This is a genomic window from Aeromonas sp. S19(2024), from assembly GCF_041402625.1.
Lineage (GTDB): Bacteria > Pseudomonadota > Gammaproteobacteria > Enterobacterales > Aeromonadaceae > Aeromonas > Aeromonas caviae.
Genome location: NZ_JBGLQU010000004.1, coordinates 370,049 through 384,952 on the forward strand (window position 1 = coordinate 370,049; position 14,904 = coordinate 384,952).

Here is a 14,904-nt window from a genome sequence, read left to right on the forward strand (position 1 = left end):
AGATGCATCGCCATGGCAAAAGCCCTCTCTCTGATGCTTGCCCAGTTAAATCTGACGGTAGGCGCCATCGAAGATAACTGTGACAAGGTACTGGCGGCAGCAGCCCTGGCCGATCAGCAAGGGGCCGATCTGCTGGTTTGCTCCGAGCTGGCCTTGACAGGATACCCGCCTGAGGATCTGCTGTTGCGCGCCGACCTGATGATCCGGGTCGAGGCCGCTCTGTCCCGCATCGCGGCATGGCAGGGACAATGTGCCATTCTGGTGGGCCATCCCTGGCGCGAAGAGGGGGCGCTTTACAATACGGCCTCTCTCTATGAGCGCGGTCAACTGCGGGCACGTTATTTCAAACAGGACTTGCCCAACTACGGGGTGTTCGACGAGAAGCGCTACTTCACTGCGGCGACCGATACCTGTGTGGTGCCGTTCCGTGGCCATCAGCTGGGTTTGCTCATCTGCGAAGATCTCTGGCAGCCGGGTCCGGCGCTGGCCGCCAAGGCGGCGGGGGCCGAGCTGCTGCTCACCATCAATGCCTCTCCTTATGATCAGGAAAAACCCTGGATCCGCCGCGAACTGATGGCGGAACGCTGCGATCAGACCGGTCTGCCGCTCATCTACCTCAACCAGGTATGCGGCCAGGACGAGCTGATCTTCGACGGCTGCTCCAAAGTGTTCAACAGCCAGGGCGAGCTGACCCACAAGCTTGCTCCGTTTGCCGAAGAGCTGGCGCTGGTGCGCTTTGCCGATGGTCAGCCGGTGAAGGAGCGGGAACCCGCCGCGCCGCTGGAGCCGTTGGCCGAGACCTATCAGGCCCTGGTGCTGGCGGTGCGCGACTATGTCACCAAGAACGGTTTTCAGGGCGCCGTGCTGGGCCTCTCCGGCGGCATCGACTCGGCGCTGACCCTGGCCATTGCGGCCGACGCCATCGGGGCGAACAAGGTGCAGGCGGTGATGATGCCGTTCCGCTACACCGCCCAAATGAGCGTGGAGGATGCCAAGGAGCAGGCCGAGCGGATGAGGGTGGAGTTCAACATCATCTCCATCGAACCCATGTTCGAAGGCTTCATGACCCAGCTGGCACCTCTGTTTGAAGGCACCGCCCGCGACACCACCGAAGAGAACCTGCAGGCCCGCTGCCGCGGTGTGCTCTTGATGGCGCTGTCCAACAAGCGCCGCCGTATCGTGCTGACCACTGGCAACAAGAGCGAGATGGCCGTGGGATACGCCACGCTGTATGGCGACATGGCGGGTGGCTTTGATGTGCTCAAGGACGTCCCCAAGACCCTGGTCTTCAAGCTGTGCGAATATCGCAACAGCGTGGAGTACGTGATCCCGCAGCGGGTCATCGATCGTCCCCCGTCGGCCGAACTGGCACCGGATCAGGTGGACCAGGACAGCCTGCCCCCCTATGACATTCTGGATGCCATCCTCAAGCGCTACGTGGAAGAGGATGCGTCTGTCGCCGACATGGTGGCGGAAGGTTTCGAAGAGGCGGTGGTACGCAAGGTGATCCGCCTGGTGGATCTCAACGAATACAAGCGCCGTCAGGCCGCCGTCGGCCCCCGCATCACTGCTCGCAACTTTGGTAAGGACCGCCGCTATCCCATCACGTCCGGGTTCGGCAAACAGAACTGGTAAGGAGTCACCATGAAGAAGATTGAAGCCATCATCAAACCGTTCAAGCTGGACGATGTACGCGAGGCCCTGGCCGAGATCGGCATCAACGGCATGACAGTGTCCGAGGTCAAGGGGTTCGGCCGCCAGAAGGGCCATACCGAGCTCTATCGCGGTGCCGAGTACATGGTCGACTTCCTGCCCAAGGTCAAGGTGGAGCTGGTGGTGCAGGACGAGGATCTCGATGCCTGCCTGGAAGCCATCCAGAACACAGCGCGTACCGGCAAGATCGGCGATGGCAAGATCTTCGTCTGCGAGGTGGAACGCGTCATTCGTATTCGTACTGGTGAAGAGAACGAAGACGCGATCTGATGTGGTGGATGTGCCCTGTGATGAACAGCAAGAGTCTGTCGTTCTGATGTCGTTGTACCGTATCGGGGTCGTGGCGGCGTGCTTGATGGCACTCACCGCGTGCAGTACCCGGCCGCCGGCCCAGCCGGAAAACCTGTGCCAGATCTTTCGGGAGAAACCCGAATGGCACGAGGCGGCGCTCAAGATGAACGAGAAGTGGGGGACACCTGTCCAGGTAGTGATGGCCATGATGTACCAGGAGTCCTCCTTCGTGCATGATGCCCAGCCGCCGATGCAGTATTTCCTCTTCATCCCCACCGGGCGGGCCAGTTCAGCCTACGGCTATGCCCAGGTGAAAGACGAAACCTGGGCCGACTACCAGCGGGAAACCGGCAACAGCTGGAGCGATCGCGACGACTTTGCCGACGCCATCGATTTCATGGGCTGGTACACTCACAAGGCACAGCGGCTCAATGGCACGTCCAAGTGGGATGCCTATGGCCAGTATCTCAATTATCACGAAGGCTGGGGGGGCTATCGACGTGGCAGCTACCGCAGCAAGGGATGGCTGATGAAGGTCTCCCGCAAGGTGGAGGCCCGTGCCCAACGCTACGGTGCCCAGTATCGACAATGCAAGGATCAGCTCTCCAGCGGGGGCTGGTTCTGGTAACCAAATCAGGAGTCAGAAATGCCGTTATTGGACAGTTTTACCGTCGACCATACCCGCATGGCCGCCCCGGCAGTGCGGGTGGCGAAGACCATGCAGACCCCGAACAAGGACACCATCACCGTGTTCGACCTGCGTTTCTGCGTGCCGAACGAGGAGATCCTCTCCGAGCGCGGCATCCATACCCTGGAGCATCTGTTTGCCGGCTTCATGCGTGACCACCTCAATGGGAATGGGGTGGAGATCATCGACATCTCTCCCATGGGTTGCCGCACCGGCTTCTACATGAGCCTGATCGGTGCGCCGGATGAAGCCCGTGTTGGCGCTGCCTGGCAGGCCGCCATGAGCGACGTGCTGACCGTGCAGGATCAGGGCAAGATCCCCGAGCTGAACGAATACCAGTGCGGTACTTACAGCATGCATTCGCTGGAAGAGGCCCATGCCATCGCCCGCCATGTGCTGGAGCGCGGTATCGGTGTCAACCACAATGACGAGCTGGCCCTGCCGGAAGAGAAGCTGAAAAGCCTCTGATCCCGAGAAGGGAAGCATGAAAAAGGCCGGTCAATGACCGGCCTTTTTGCATCTGGTGGGATCATGAGGGCAGTGGCATCACCCGATTGCGTCCCAGCTCCTTGGCCTTGTAGAGCAGCTTGTCGGTACGCTCGATCAGGGTGTCTGCCGTCTCCTGAGGGGTGTATTCCCCCACGCCGAACGAGGCGGTGATGTGATCGATGCGTCGCCCGGATTTGCGATCCAGAATCGACATCCGCTCGATGACGCGACGCAGGCTCTCGGCCATCTGGCGGGTCAGAGCCAGGGCGCGGTTTGGCACCAAGAGGGCAAACTCCTCACCCCCCAGGCGATAGGCGGTTATGCCCTCCTTGCTGGCCTCTCGCAGGCGCTTGCCGACGATGCGCAGCACCTGGTCCCCCAGCAGATGTCCGTATTCGTCGTTGAAGTTCTTGAAGCGATCGATATCGGTCAGGATCAGGGAGAAGGGCTGCTTGCTGCGGATGAGGCTGTCCATCTCGAGATCGAAGGCGCGTCGATTGAGCAGAGACGTGAGCGGGTCCTCGGTGGCCAGCTTCCTCGTCTCGTTCAGGGCCTGTTTCAGTTCCTTTATCTCTTTCTCGGCGCTGCTGAGCTGGTTGCGAAAGTGGAGGGTGGACATGCGTACGTCACGCGACTCGCGCACGAGATCCCGCAGGATCCCCATGGTGTCTTCCAGGCTGAGCCCCTCGTCGTCTATCTTGCTCAGCTTGTCGAAACTCTTGTCGAGCATCTCCTGAAACAGCCCGGTATCGGAGATGGCATCCTGCATCGAGTGACTCAGCTCGCTGGCCATGGCCGCCAGGTTGAGTTTCATCGCCTCGATCTGCTGCTCGTCCTGAGCCGCAAGGTGCTGGTGGTAGAGACGCTCACAGGTGGTCAGGGAGAAGGTCCCCTGTTGTTTTATCGCCTGATCGACGGCATGGTTGAGTTCGGGCATGTCGCCGGAGACATAGCTGTACCAAAGGTGATAGTTGTTCGGCGTGGTGGGAATTTGATACTTGATCATCAGGGGAACCGCCTGTTTCAAATAGGCGGCAGATTGGGCGAACGAGTCCTTGCTCATGAGTTCCGAGTCTCACATACCTGCAAACTGTGTCCAGTATGACAGAGAGAATGGCCAAAAGGCAGTCGATGGATGCCATTAGCTCCCCCCTCCGATATAATGTCTGCGTTATTACCTACCCTAAGGCCTGCTTATGTCTCAAAAAGATCCTTTCCTCCAACGCGAGGCCGAAAAATACGAAAACCCCATCGCCAGTCGCGAGATGCTGCTGGAGCTCATCAAGGGCCATGAGAAACCCATGTCCCGGGAAGAGCTGGCCAAGGTCCTCAAGCTGACCGATGAAGAGCCGTTGGAAGCCTTGCGACGTCGTCTGCGCGCCATGGAGCGCGACGGGCAGCTCGTGTTCACCCGCAACCAATGTTACGCCCTGCCGGATCGCCTGAATCTGGTCAAAGGCTATGTGCTTGGCCACAAAGATGGATTCGGTTTTCTGCGCCCCGAGGGTGGTGGAGCGGATCTCTTCCTGAACAACCGCGAGATGCAGCGCCTGATGCATGGCGACTATGCCCTGGTGCAGCCGACCGAGATCGATCGCAAGGGTCGTCAGGAAGCGCGTCTGGTGCGCCTGCTCAAATCCCGCGAGGCGGACATCGTCGGTCGTTACTTCGTCGAGAACGGCGTCGGTTTTGTGGTACCCGATGACAGCCGCATCGGCCAGGACATCATCATCCCGGAAGGGGAGAACAAGGGGGCTCGCCAGAGCCAGGTCGTGGTCGTGCGCATCAACCAGCGCGCCACTGCCCGCTTCAATGCGGTCGGTACCGTCTTGGAAGTCCTGGGTGAGAACATGGCGCCCGGTATGGAGATCGAGATCGCCCTGCGTACCCACGGTATTCCGCACACCTGGCCGGAAGAGGTGACCAAGGAGGTCGCCGGTCTCGGCGAGCAGGTACCGGAGAAGGCCAAAGAGGGCCGCATCGACCTGCGCGCCCTGCCGCTGGTCACCATCGACGGGGAAGATGCCCGTGACTTCGATGACGCTGTCTTCTGTGAAGCCAAGCGCGGAGGCGGCTGGCGCCTGTGGGTCGCCATCGCCGACGTTTCTGCCTATGTGAAACCGGGCACGGCCCTCGACACCGAAGCCTATCAGCGCGGCAACTCGGTCTATTTCCCCGAGTTCGTGGTGCCCATGCTGCCGGAGGTGCTCTCCAACGGTCTGTGTTCCCTGAACCCGCAGGTCGACCGGCTCTGCATGGTGTGCGAGATGACCATCTCCGCCGCTGGTCGCATGTCCGGCTACAAGTTCTACGAAGCGGTAATGAACTCCCACGCTCGCCTGACCTACACCAAGGTAGCGGCGATCCTGGACGGGGATCCCAAGCTGCGTCAGCAGTATGATCCGCTGGTGGGCCACATCGAGGAGCTGAGCAACCTCTACAAGGCGCTCAAGCATGCCCGTCATCAACGCGGTGCGGTGGAGTTCGAAAGCGAGGAGACCCGCTTCATCTTCAACGCCCAGCGCAAGATCGACCGTATCGTACCGCTGGTGCGCAATGACGCCCACAAGATCATCGAAGAGTGCATGATCCAGGCGAACGTGGCAGCCGCCCGCTACATCGAGAAGAACGAGGCCGCCGCCCTGTTCCGGGTGCACGACCGCCCGGGCGAGGAGCGTCTCACCGGCTTCCGTGACTTCCTGGCCGAACTGGGTCTGGAGCTCAAGGGGGGCCTGGAGCCCGAGCCGAAGGACTTTGCCGACCTGGCCGCCAAATTCGAAGGGCGCCCGGATGCGGAACTGCTCTCCACCATGCTGCTGCGCTCCATGCGTCAGGCCATCTATCAGGCCGACAACATCGGTCACTTCGGCTTGGCCCTGAAGTCCTACGCTCACTTCACCTCGCCAATCCGTCGTTACCCGGATCTCATCCTGCACCGGGCGATCAAGTACCAGACCGCCAAGGAGCAGCAGGGCAACCTGCGCCACAAGTGGACGCCGAGCGGTGGCTACCACTACCAGCTGGAAGAAGTGGACCCGATGGGCGAGCACTGCTCCATGACGGAGCGCCGTGCCGATGATGCCACCCGCGACGTGGCAGACTGGCTCAAGTGCGAGTACATGCTGGATCACGTGGGTGACGAGTTTGACGGCGTCATCGCCAGCGTCACCGGTTTTGGCTTCTTCGTGCGTCTGGCGGAGATCCACATCGACGGTCTGGTGCACGTCAGCACCCTCACCAACGACTACTACCAGTTCGACCCCCTGCACCAGCAGCTGATCGGCGAGAACTTCCGCCGTCGCTACCGTCTGGGTGACAAGGTGCGGGTCAAGGTGATGGGCGTGAACCTGGACGATCGCAAGATCGACTTCGTGATGGTGGAAGAGCCCCTCAAGGCCACCGGCAAGAACGCCAAGGAGATGGCGCGCAAGCAGGCCGAGATCAAGAAAGAGAAGGCCAAGAGCGCCCAGCGCCACGAGAAACGCAAAGAGGGCAAGGAGAGCGGTAAATCCGACAAGGGTGGCCGTGCCAAGCCCAGCAACAGACGACCGAGCAAAAAGGCTCGCGACAAGGCCAAGAGCACTAAATGAGTACTGAACTGATCTACGGCATTCACGCCGTCTCCGCGCTGCTGGAGCGCACCCCCGAGCGCTTCATCGAGGTGTGGGCTCTCAAGGGCCGCGATGACGAGCGGCTGCATCCCCTGCTGGCCGAGCTGGAGTCCCTCGGTATCAGGGTGCAGAGCGTGAACCGCAAGACGCTGGATGACAAGGCGGAAGGCAACAATCACCAGGGCATCATGGCCAAGGTGATTGAAGCGCCCAAGCTGGCCGAGCACGACCTGGCCAGCCTGCTGGACGATCTGGCGGCGCAAGAGACAGCGCCCTTCCTGCTGGTACTGGACGGGGTGACCGATCCGCACAATCTCGGCGCCTGTCTGCGCAGTGCCGATGCCGCCGGGGTGCATGCGGTGATCGTGCCGCGGGACAAGGCCACAGGCCTCACGTCCGTGGTGCGCAAGGTCGCCTGTGGCGCCGCCGAAGTGGTGCCGCTCATCCAGGTCACCAACCTGGCCCGCAGCCTGCGCGAGCTGCAGGAGCGCGGCGTCTGGATCGTGGGTACCGCTGGCGAGGCGGATCACGATCTTTATCAGGCCAAACTCACCGGCCCCATGGCGCTGGTGATGGGCGCCGAAGGCAAGGGGATGCGCCGTCTGACCCGCGAGCACTGCGACGAGCTGGTGAGCATCCCGATGGCGGGGGCAGTATCCAGCCTCAACGTCTCGGTGGCGAGCGGTGTCTGCCTGTTCGAAGCCGTGCGCCAGCGCCGCGTCTGACAAGACGATGACCGACAGACCCCCCTTTGTCTGGGAACGGGTTGCAGATGAGCAGGAGGCCGAGCGCCTCCTCTCTTTTGCCCGCTCCCTGACCTTGCCCCCTCGCACCTGCCTCTGGCATGCCGGTGACAGTCCGGCACTGCTGGTCAGGGTGGAGGAGGGGTTGTTGCGGGCCAAGGTGGTGCTGGCGGATGGCCGCGAGTACATCAAGGAATTCTATTGGGAGGGGGACGAGTTTCTCGACTTCCACCACCTGCTCAGCGGTGAGCCCGCCCGCTACAGCGTGGAGGCGCTGGAGCCTTGCCGGCTGCAGCTTCTTCCGCTGGCGGATCTGCGCCGACTCCCTTGCTGGCCCGCCTGGTATCACCATCTCCTTGAAGTGCAACTGCGCATCAAGGAGGAGAAAGAGCTGTTGCTGCTGACCGGGGGTCCAGAGGCGCGCTATCAGCATTTTCTGCGAAGCTTCCCCGCGCTGGATGCCAGGGTCCCGGATCACCAGATTGCCGCCTATCTGGGGATCACCCCCATCAGCCTGAGCCGCATCCGCAAGAGAATGCGAAATACACCCTGATCATCGTATGGCGTATTGCAGGCATACAGCGCTGTTGCTACTCGAGAATCTCCGTATGATGTGCACGGTTCGTTATGAGTCCTGGAGTGCACATATGAGAAGGTTTGTTACCCAATCTGCTTTTTATCTGTTGTGGTTGCTGACTACTGCAGGGGCGTGTGTTGGTTCGGCCACCGCACAGGCTGCCTCGTTTGATTGCGGGGTGGCCAATACAGTCATCGAACACACGATTTGCCAACAAGATGCTCTAGGCGCACTCGACAGCCAGCTGGCCGATCGCTATGAACAGGCTCGTGATAGTGCCGATTCATCTCGAGCGGATGCACTGCTTGCCGAACAGCGTCAGTGGCTTAAACTGCGTAACGCCTGCAGTAAGATGACATCGCAACTGCCAGAGTGTTTGCGAGACAGCATGGCGCACCGCATCAAAGTGCTTGACGAGCAGGTCGCACAACAAGACAAGGTGTTCACCGATACGGTGCAACTGATCCCGGTCGATCCAGCCGCCGCGGCGGTCAAGCTGAATGATTACCGCAGTGCTGAGGCCTCGGCGTGGCTACTCTATCTCCATCAGTTTGAGCCAGCGAGCGGGGTCAGCGACAAGCAGGCGCGTGCTCGCTATGCCCAAGTACTGGCCAGATTCAATGACGAATACACCGCGTCTATGGCCGCAGATTTGGGATACGAGAAGCCCGCAACCCGGGCCAGCGCAACCTTGACCCTGCTGCGTCTGGTGCTGGAAGAGCGATCCAATCCCGACTCACTGCGACACTGTTTTATCTTTAAACGCATTGGCTGGCCTGCATATGACGCCTTTGGCGGGCTCTGGGGATCAAGCCGCGATAACATGGCGCCTTACTGCACCCTTCCCAATGATCTGTTCCTGCGTCCGGCCTGGCAACATCTTCGCCAGCTCTTCAATACACAGGTGGAAAGCATTTCGTCCTCTTTTGGTACCATGGTTTTCGGTACCTTCGCCGATTGGCGGATAGACGAGCTGCACATCAATCTTGCCCCCGAAGATTTTATTACCTTCGAGAAGGCTGGAAGGTCTATCGCGTTCGCTGAACCACGGATACGCAATGGGGATGCGAAGGCATGGCCAGTCGCCGAGCGTGAGGCCATGCTCAAGGCAATTGCGGAGGCGCGCCAGATTACATTGACTTGGCTGCAAGAAGATAAGGGGATGTCGGTCCATAACGCTGCCATCGCCGCGAACAACATCGTGGCCATCTGGCTGAATCAGCGCCTCGATTTTATCGAAGAATGGGACCGGGATGAGGGTGTTGCACATTAACAATGGTTAATGAAGGAGGTTGGTGCATCGATTATGCTGCGCCTTTCCCCCTTACATGGAGTCGCGGATGAACTGGATCCTGAAACCCTGGTGTGAGCTCACCACGGATGAATTGTATGAGCTGCTTGCCCTGCGCGCCGAGGTGTTCGTGGTGGAGCAGACCTGTCCCTTCCAGGATCTGGACGGGCTGGATCGCCGTGACGGCGTGCTGCATCTGCTCGGTCGTGAGGGGGATCACCTGGCGGCCTATGCCCGCATCATGGCGCCCGGCATTGGTGATGACAGCGGCGCTGCCATCGGCCGCGTGGTCACCTCTCCCACGTCGCGGGGGGGCGGACTGGGTCACCGCCTGCTGGCGCAAGCGGTCAGAGAGTGCGAGGCACGCTGGCCTGCACACAGCATCTGGCTCGGTGCACAGGCCCACCTGCAAAGTTTTTACGGCCAGCATGGTTTCGTGGCCGAAGGGGAAGGGTATCTGGAAGATGACATCCCTCACATGGGGATGCGAAGGGAGCCTGCCTGACATCGTCAGGCGCCAGGAAAGGGGCAAGTGGCCCCTCATCCGTGGTGCATCGCATGGTTTTTTTGCTACCCCGTGGCCATGTGGTCGTCAGACCGGGGTGAGATACCGCCGCGCTGATCTGCCTGCGGTCTCTCTGTCGGGACACCGCCCCGGTCAGGGCGGTGCGGCATCAGGAGGGCTGGGGTGGTTCAGGGGGTGACCCGGGTGGTGAGGGTAAATCCCTCTTCACTGGAGGCCAGCGTCACCTGAACCTGGCCCAACTCGGTCAGACTGCTCACATGGGTGCCGCCACAGGGAATGGTGATCTCCCGACCGTCCACCATGCCATGCCAGTAGCGGGAATCGATGATGGCATCACCGGCCCGGCTGCGGCGGATCTCGCCTCCCTCTTTGAGCCAGCGCATCAGCTGCTCGTTGACCTGGAGCGCTATCCTGTCGAGGTCGGCCAGTAATGCCTCGCTGTTGATTCCCTTTTTCCGAAGGCTCTTGCCGATCCGGTACTGCTCCTTTGATCCTCTGGGCTCGACCCGGGAGTGCTGGATGGCGAGGCGGTCGAAATCCGGCTGCCCGAGAGCGTCCAGCTCGCTCGTCTCCTTTCGCCAATAGGGCGTGAGCGCCCGATTGAGGGCCAGTGCCACCAGGTGGCAGGCGCTGTGGCCCAGGCTCAGGGCATGGCGAGCCTCGGCATCCACTGTCAGTTCCACAGGCGAGCCAATGGCAAGGTGATGGGAACCGGCGAGGGGATGCACCACCACGAAAGCCCACCCATCCGCCCCCCGCTTGACCGGAATCTCCGTATCCACGAACAGCTCGCCCTCGGGACTGATGGCGCCCATGCGGCAGGGGCCCACGGCCGCTTCCCCCCCTTCCCAGCGCACAGTGCCCACGTCACCGGGTTGATCGGGCCAGAGGTGGCTCTGGGGATGAAAGGGGGTGAGGTCGGTGACCAGCAGGGTCGGATCCCCCTGTTTGCAACAGACGACGCTGGCCTGTTCCTGATGGTGGCCCAGTACGAAGCTGGCTCGGGTATGTTCCATGGCAGGGCTCCCGCAACGAGATGATGAGAAGGGAAAGGGGCAGCATACGCGAAAGTGCGAAAAGGCTCATCAACCCGGGTCAATGAGCCTCAAGATGGCGTTAGAGGGTGGTGACCAGCAGATAGGCATTGAGGCCGATCACCAGGGCGACGATGAGGCGCCCCACGGCCTGGGTGACGGGGTGATTGCGATGTGCCCCCATCAGGGCGCGATCACCGGTCAGGATCAGCAGCGGAATAAGGGCGAGGGCGATGCCGAAGCTCAGCACTACCTGGCTCAACACCAGGATTTCAGTGGTGTTGAGACCCATGGCGATCACCACGAAGGCGGGAGCCATGGTGATGGCTCGGCGCAGCCAGAGCGGAATGGTGAAGCGCACGAAGCCCTGCATCACCACTTGCCCTGCCAGCGTTCCAACCACGGTGGAGGAGATGCCGGAGGCGACCAGGGAGAGGCCGAACAGGGTGGCGGCTGCCGGTCCCAGCAGGGGCGTGAGGGTCTGGTAGGCCGATTCCAGCTCGGCAACCTGCTGGTTGCCGGAGCTGTGGAAGGCGGCAGCCGCCATGGCCATCATGGCCAGGTTGACGAAGCCGGCGATGGTCATGGCGATGGCCACGTCGACCCGGGTGCTGTGCAGTCGCTGGGTCACCGTGCCCTGCTCCTGGGTGTGCTGGGTCAGGGCCGAGTGGAGATAGATGACATGGGGCATCACGGTGGCACCAAGCACGCCGGCAGCAAGATAGACAGCATCACCATTGGGGAGACCGGGGAAGAGTACCCCTTCCAGCAGACTCGGCAGATGGGGGCGCGAGAACACCAGCTCGACGATGTAGGCGGCGGCCACGAACAGCAGCAGGCCCCCCACCACGAACTCCAGCGGCTTCTGGCCGCGGGATTGAAGCATCAGGATCCCCCAGGTGACCACGGCGGTGATGCAGGCACCTTCCAGCAGGGTGATGCCGAGCAGCAGCTTGAAGCCGACCGCAGCGCCGATGAATTCCGCCAGATCGGTGGCCATGGCGATGATCTCCGCCTGTACCCAGTAGGCCCAGACCGCCGGCTTGGGCAGCCGGTCGCGAATGTGTTCCGCCAGGTTCTTGCCAGTGACGATACCGAGCTTGGCCGAGAGGGTCTGCACCAGCATGGCCATCAGATTGGCCCACACCACTACCCACAGCAGTTGATAGCCGAAGGTGGAGCCGGCTTGGATATTGGTCGCAAAATTGCCCGGGTCGATATAACCGATGGCGGCGATGAAGGCGGGGCCGAGCAGGGTCAGCTTGAATTTGCGGGCCGGGATGGCCGTGGTGAGCGCAGGTTGCATACTGTCATCCTCCGTGGGGATATGAGGAGAGTATGGATCTAAATGATAATTGTTATCAATTAAAGTTTTGTATCGGGCTCATCGAGAAAAACATCTCGCTTCGCCAGTTGCAGTGGGAGAGGTGATTTCGTACAATACGCCGCCCTAGAAAGCAGCGTCTAAACATCACTATGTTCCTTGCCTCCGAGGTCTGGCTGCACCTGGGCGGAGGCTGAATTAATCCGTAAGGAGCTAAAATGCGTCATTACGAAATCGTCTTCATGGTTCATCCGGACCAGAGCGAGCAAGTACCTGGCATGATCGAGCGTTACACCGGCGCTATCACCACCGCTGGTGGTACCATTCATCGCCTGGAAGATTGGGGCCGTCGTCAACTGGCTTACCCGATCGACAAGCTGCACAAGGCTCACTACGTTCTGATGAACGTAGAAGCTGAACAGGCCGTTATCGATGAGCTGGAAACCAACTTCCGCTTCAACGATGCCGTTATCCGCAACATGATCATGCGCACCAAGCACGCCGTGACTGAAGTTTCTCCGATGGCCAAGGCCAAGGAAGAGCGCTTCACCCGTCGTGACGACGAGCGTCGCGAAGATGCTGTTGAAGCGTCTTCCGAAGAGTAATTCTTAGATCACCGCATTAGAGGATAAAGGCCATGGCACGTTATTTCCGTCGTCGTAAGTTCTGCCGCTTCACCGCCGAGAACGTTACCGAGATCGACTACAAAGATATCGTTACTCTGAAAAACTACGTCACTGAATCTGGCAAGATCGTACCGAGCCGTATCACCGGTACCCGCGCCAAGTATCAGCGTCAGCTGGCACGCGCCATCAAGCGTGCTCGTTACCTGGCTCTGCTGCCGTACACCGATCTGCACAACAAGTAAGAATCGGCCCGGCGCTTACGCCTAACTCAACGAAATTTATAGAGGAAAGGTAATGCAAGTTATCCTGCTCGATAAGATCGCCAAACTGGGCGGTCTGGGTGACCAAGTTTCCGTAAAAGCTGGTTATGCCCGTAACTACCTGATCCCGCAAGGCAAAGCTGTTATGGCCACCAAGGCCAACATCGAAGCCTTCGGTGCTCGTCGCGCTGAGCTGGAAGCCAAACTGGCTGCCAACAAGGCTGCTGCCGAAGAGCGCGCTGCCAAGCTGGGTGAGCTGGCTGCCGTTGTCATCGCCTCCAAGTCTGGCGACGAAGGCAAGCTGTTCGGTTCCATCGGTACCCGTGACGTGGCTGAAGCCATCACTGCTGCCGGCGTAGCCGTTGCCAAGAGCGAAGTCCGCATGGGCAACGTTCTGCGTAACACCGGTGAGTACGAAGTTGTTGTTCAGCTGCACGCTGACGTCAAAGCAACCGTACAAATCCAGGTTGTTGCTCTGTAATAGCGTTCCGCTCTTGCAGAAAAACCCGCGCATATGCGCGGGTTTTTTATTTTCAGATCAAGGGGTAAAGTGAAGGTCTGTTCCTCTGGAGGAGAACCTTTATGGCTGCCTGGGTTGAAGGTCGGGTCATCGAGCGCATCGAGTGGACACCCACCCTGCTCTCCCTGCGTGTGGAGGCGGAACTTGCCCCCTACAAGGCGGGTCAATTCACCAAGCTGGCCCTGGAGCAGGGCGAGCGTCGAGTCCAGCGTGCCTACTCCTTCGTCAATCCTCCCGGCACGCCCTATCACGAATTCTATCTGGTGGAGATCCCCGGCGGTGAACTGAGCCCCTCTCTCGGTTCCCTGCAGGTGGGCGACGGCCTGCTGGTGCAGTCCCAGGCCACCGGTTTTCTGACCCTGGATGAGATTCCCCCGGGACGGGACCTGTGGCTGCTCTCAACCGGCACCGCCATCGGCCCCTTCCTCGCCATGCTGGCCGAGGGACAGGTCTTCGACCGCTTCGAGCATCTGGTGCTGGTACACGGGGTGAGAAAAGGGGAAGAGCTCAGCTATCAGCCGCTTATCGCCAGTTTTGCCGAGCAGCATGGCGAGCGTTTTCGCTATGTTCCCTTCGTCAGTCGTGAGACCTGGCCGGGGGCGATGGCAGGGCGTATCCCGGCAGCCATCGTCGATGGCAGCTTGCAGGCAAGGGTGGGGCTGAACTTCTCCCCCGAGTTGAGCCAGGTGATGATCTGCGGCAACCCCGCCATGGTGAAAGAGACTCAGCAGACCCTGCTCGGGCTGGGGCTTGCCAAGAACCTGCGTCGCGCCCCCGGCAATATCAGCATGGAAAACTACTGGTAGGGGACATGACTCCAGGGGCCACAGGCCCCTCAACCATGTCCATGGGCATGCTGGTCAGTGTTTTTGGTGGCCGTTGCCGCCGTGCTTGTTCCTGGGCTTGTCATGGCCCTGACCCGGGTTGTTGCCACTGTGAATGCTGCGGTTGTAATGGTCGCGGTATTTTCCATCCATGTTGTCGCAGTTGAGCTGGATGCGGCTGGTCCGGGTGCTGACATCCAGGCAGTTGTGCTGCCACCACTCGTACTCCTTGTCGTCCCAATCCAGGCTTACCCGGCCCTGGTCGGTGGAGATCCGGATGTCGTCATCGTGTTTGGAAGGGGGGGCAGCAAAGGCCATTCCCTGAACCAGAAGCAGGGAGAGCAGCAGTGCGCCGCGGGAAGTCATGGTCATGTGGGTCATCGCATC

General features: G+C 60.5%; 17 protein-coding genes. 13 read left to right on the plus strand and 4 right to left on the minus strand.

The genetic code is table 11. The features are described from left to right. The first annotated feature begins 12 nt into the window (after positions 1-12). Genes ACB037_RS11335 through luxS form a run of 4 tightly spaced genes read left to right on the plus strand, consistent with a single transcriptional unit; the run spans position 13 to position 3,160 of the window. A complete protein-coding gene (locus ACB037_RS11335; RefSeq protein WP_371175342.1) occupies positions 13-1,635 on the plus strand; it encodes an NAD+ synthase in 1,623 nt (540 codons plus the stop codon). A gap of 9 nt (positions 1,636-1,644) precedes the next feature. Continuing rightward, entirely contained in the window at positions 1,645-1,983 is a 339-nt protein-coding gene (glnB, locus tag ACB037_RS11340; RefSeq protein ID WP_005308848.1) for a nitrogen regulatory protein P-II, read from the plus strand. A 46-nt stretch (positions 1,984-2,029) separates the two neighbouring features. Further along, positions 2,030-2,632, plus strand: coding sequence for a transglycosylase SLT domain-containing protein (locus ACB037_RS11345; RefSeq protein WP_049636455.1), 603 nt, complete (start codon positions 2,030-2,032; stop codon positions 2,630-2,632). A gap of 18 nt (positions 2,633-2,650) precedes the next feature. Next, positions 2,651-3,160, plus strand: coding sequence for an S-ribosylhomocysteine lyase (gene luxS, locus ACB037_RS11350; RefSeq protein WP_010673112.1), 510 nt, complete (start codon positions 2,651-2,653; stop codon positions 3,158-3,160). Positions 3,161-3,221: 61 nt separating this feature from the next. Here luxS and ACB037_RS11355 read toward each other — a convergent pair whose 3' ends face one another. Beyond that, entirely contained in the window at positions 3,222-4,244 is a 1,023-nt protein-coding gene (locus tag ACB037_RS11355) for a GGDEF domain-containing protein (protein WP_045523267.1), read from the minus strand. Positions 4,245-4,377: 133 nt separating this feature from the next. Between ACB037_RS11355 and rnr the strand changes: the two genes are divergently transcribed. From rnr to ACB037_RS11380, 5 genes are all read left to right on the plus strand, one after another. Beyond that, on the plus strand, positions 4,378-6,771 hold the full coding sequence (rnr, locus tag ACB037_RS11360; RefSeq protein ID WP_010673114.1) for a ribonuclease R: 2,394 nt from the start codon (positions 4,378-4,380) through the stop codon (positions 6,769-6,771). After that, positions 6,768-7,517, plus strand: a complete 750-nt coding sequence (gene rlmB / locus ACB037_RS11365) for a 23S rRNA (guanosine(2251)-2'-O)-methyltransferase RlmB (RefSeq protein WP_010673115.1) — start codon at positions 6,768-6,770, stop codon at positions 7,515-7,517. The genes rnr and rlmB overlap by 4 nt, the downstream gene beginning before the upstream one ends. Before the next feature lie 7 nt (positions 7,518-7,524). Continuing rightward, entirely contained in the window at positions 7,525-8,088 is a 564-nt protein-coding gene (locus tag ACB037_RS11370) for a Crp/Fnr family transcriptional regulator (protein WP_128271564.1), read from the plus strand. Positions 8,089-8,182: 94 nt separating this feature from the next. After that, the gene (locus ACB037_RS11375) at positions 8,183-9,385 is read left to right on the plus strand and encodes a lysozyme inhibitor LprI family protein (RefSeq protein ID WP_201969735.1); all 1,203 of its coding nucleotides are present in this window, start codon (positions 8,183-8,185) and stop codon (positions 9,383-9,385) included. Between the two features lie 67 nt (positions 9,386-9,452). After that, positions 9,453-9,908, plus strand: a complete 456-nt coding sequence (locus ACB037_RS11380; RefSeq protein ID WP_268451686.1) for a GNAT family N-acetyltransferase — start codon at positions 9,453-9,455, stop codon at positions 9,906-9,908. Between the two features lie 188 nt (positions 9,909-10,096). On the opposite strand, the gene ACB037_RS11385 is transcribed toward ACB037_RS11380, so the two are convergent. Next, positions 10,097-10,945 (minus strand): hypothetical protein, encoded by an 849-nt coding sequence (locus tag ACB037_RS11385; protein ID WP_180907168.1) that lies wholly within the window; start codon positions 10,943-10,945, stop codon positions 10,097-10,099. A 100-nt stretch (positions 10,946-11,045) separates the two neighbouring features. Beyond that, positions 11,046-12,269 carry an Nramp family divalent metal transporter gene (locus ACB037_RS11390; protein ID WP_319859520.1) on the minus strand — a complete coding sequence of 408 codons (1,224 nt, stop codon included), beginning with the start codon at positions 12,267-12,269 and terminating at the stop codon, positions 11,046-11,048. 236 nt (positions 12,270-12,505) lie between these two features. Here ACB037_RS11390 and rpsF point away from each other — a divergent pair, with 236 nt between their 5' ends. From rpsF to ACB037_RS11410, 4 genes are all read left to right on the plus strand, one after another. Beyond that, entirely contained in the window at positions 12,506-12,892 is a 387-nt protein-coding gene (gene rpsF / locus ACB037_RS11395; protein WP_005331771.1) for a 30S ribosomal protein S6, read from the plus strand. A gap of 32 nt (positions 12,893-12,924) precedes the next feature. Next, positions 12,925-13,155, plus strand: a complete 231-nt coding sequence (gene rpsR, locus ACB037_RS11400) for a 30S ribosomal protein S18 (RefSeq protein ID WP_005313392.1) — start codon at positions 12,925-12,927, stop codon at positions 13,153-13,155. Positions 13,156-13,207: 52 nt separating this feature from the next. Continuing rightward, a complete protein-coding gene (rplI, locus tag ACB037_RS11405) occupies positions 13,208-13,654 on the plus strand; it encodes a 50S ribosomal protein L9 (RefSeq protein WP_010673120.1) in 447 nt (148 codons plus the stop codon). Between the two features lie 101 nt (positions 13,655-13,755). Continuing rightward, a complete protein-coding gene (locus tag ACB037_RS11410) occupies positions 13,756-14,499 on the plus strand; it encodes a ferredoxin--NADP reductase (RefSeq protein ID WP_041210971.1) in 744 nt (247 codons plus the stop codon). Between the two features lie 54 nt (positions 14,500-14,553). Here the strand turns inward: ACB037_RS11410 and ACB037_RS11415 are convergent, their stop codons facing one another. Beyond that, positions 14,554-14,898, minus strand: a complete 345-nt coding sequence (locus tag ACB037_RS11415) for a hypothetical protein (RefSeq protein WP_010673122.1) — start codon at positions 14,896-14,898, stop codon at positions 14,554-14,556. Positions 14,899-14,904 lie beyond the last annotated feature (6 nt).

Bases quoted from the DNA above. Each gene is read 5' to 3' on its own strand.
- ACB037_RS11415 (WP_010673122.1), bottom strand. From the start codon at position 14,898: ATGACCCACATGACCATGACTTCCCGCGGCGCACTGCTGCTCTCCCTG.
- rpsR (WP_005313392.1), top strand. From the start codon at position 12,925: ATGGCACGTTATTTCCGTCGTCGTAAGTTCTGCCGCTTCACCGCCGAG.
- ACB037_RS11390 (WP_319859520.1), bottom strand. From the start codon at position 12,269: ATGCAACCTGCGCTCACCACGGCCATCCCGGCCCGCAAATTCAAGCTG.
- ACB037_RS11380 (WP_268451686.1), top strand. From the start codon at position 9,453: ATGAACTGGATCCTGAAACCCTGGTGTGAGCTCACCACGGATGAATTG.
- luxS (WP_010673112.1), top strand. From the start codon at position 2,651: ATGCCGTTATTGGACAGTTTTACCGTCGACCATACCCGCATGGCCGCC.
- ACB037_RS11370 (WP_128271564.1), top strand. From the start codon at position 7,525: ATGACCGACAGACCCCCCTTTGTCTGGGAACGGGTTGCAGATGAGCAG.
- ACB037_RS11385 (WP_180907168.1), bottom strand. From the start codon at position 10,945: ATGGAACATACCCGAGCCAGCTTCGTACTGGGCCACCATCAGGAACAG.
- ACB037_RS11345 (WP_049636455.1), top strand. From the start codon at position 2,030: ATGTCGTTGTACCGTATCGGGGTCGTGGCGGCGTGCTTGATGGCACTC.
- ACB037_RS11355 (WP_045523267.1), bottom strand. From the start codon at position 4,244: ATGAGCAAGGACTCGTTCGCCCAATCTGCCGCCTATTTGAAACAGGCG.
- rplI (WP_010673120.1), top strand. From the start codon at position 13,208: ATGCAAGTTATCCTGCTCGATAAGATCGCCAAACTGGGCGGTCTGGGT.
- rlmB (WP_010673115.1), top strand. From the start codon at position 6,768: ATGAGTACTGAACTGATCTACGGCATTCACGCCGTCTCCGCGCTGCTG.
- rnr (WP_010673114.1), top strand. From the start codon at position 4,378: ATGTCTCAAAAAGATCCTTTCCTCCAACGCGAGGCCGAAAAATACGAA.
- glnB (WP_005308848.1), top strand. From the start codon at position 1,645: ATGAAGAAGATTGAAGCCATCATCAAACCGTTCAAGCTGGACGATGTA.
- ACB037_RS11375 (WP_201969735.1), top strand. From the start codon at position 8,183: ATGAGAAGGTTTGTTACCCAATCTGCTTTTTATCTGTTGTGGTTGCTG.
- rpsF (WP_005331771.1), top strand. From the start codon at position 12,506: ATGCGTCATTACGAAATCGTCTTCATGGTTCATCCGGACCAGAGCGAG.
- ACB037_RS11410 (WP_041210971.1), top strand. From the start codon at position 13,756: ATGGCTGCCTGGGTTGAAGGTCGGGTCATCGAGCGCATCGAGTGGACA.
- ACB037_RS11335 (WP_371175342.1), top strand. From the start codon at position 13: ATGGCAAAAGCCCTCTCTCTGATGCTTGCCCAGTTAAATCTGACGGTA.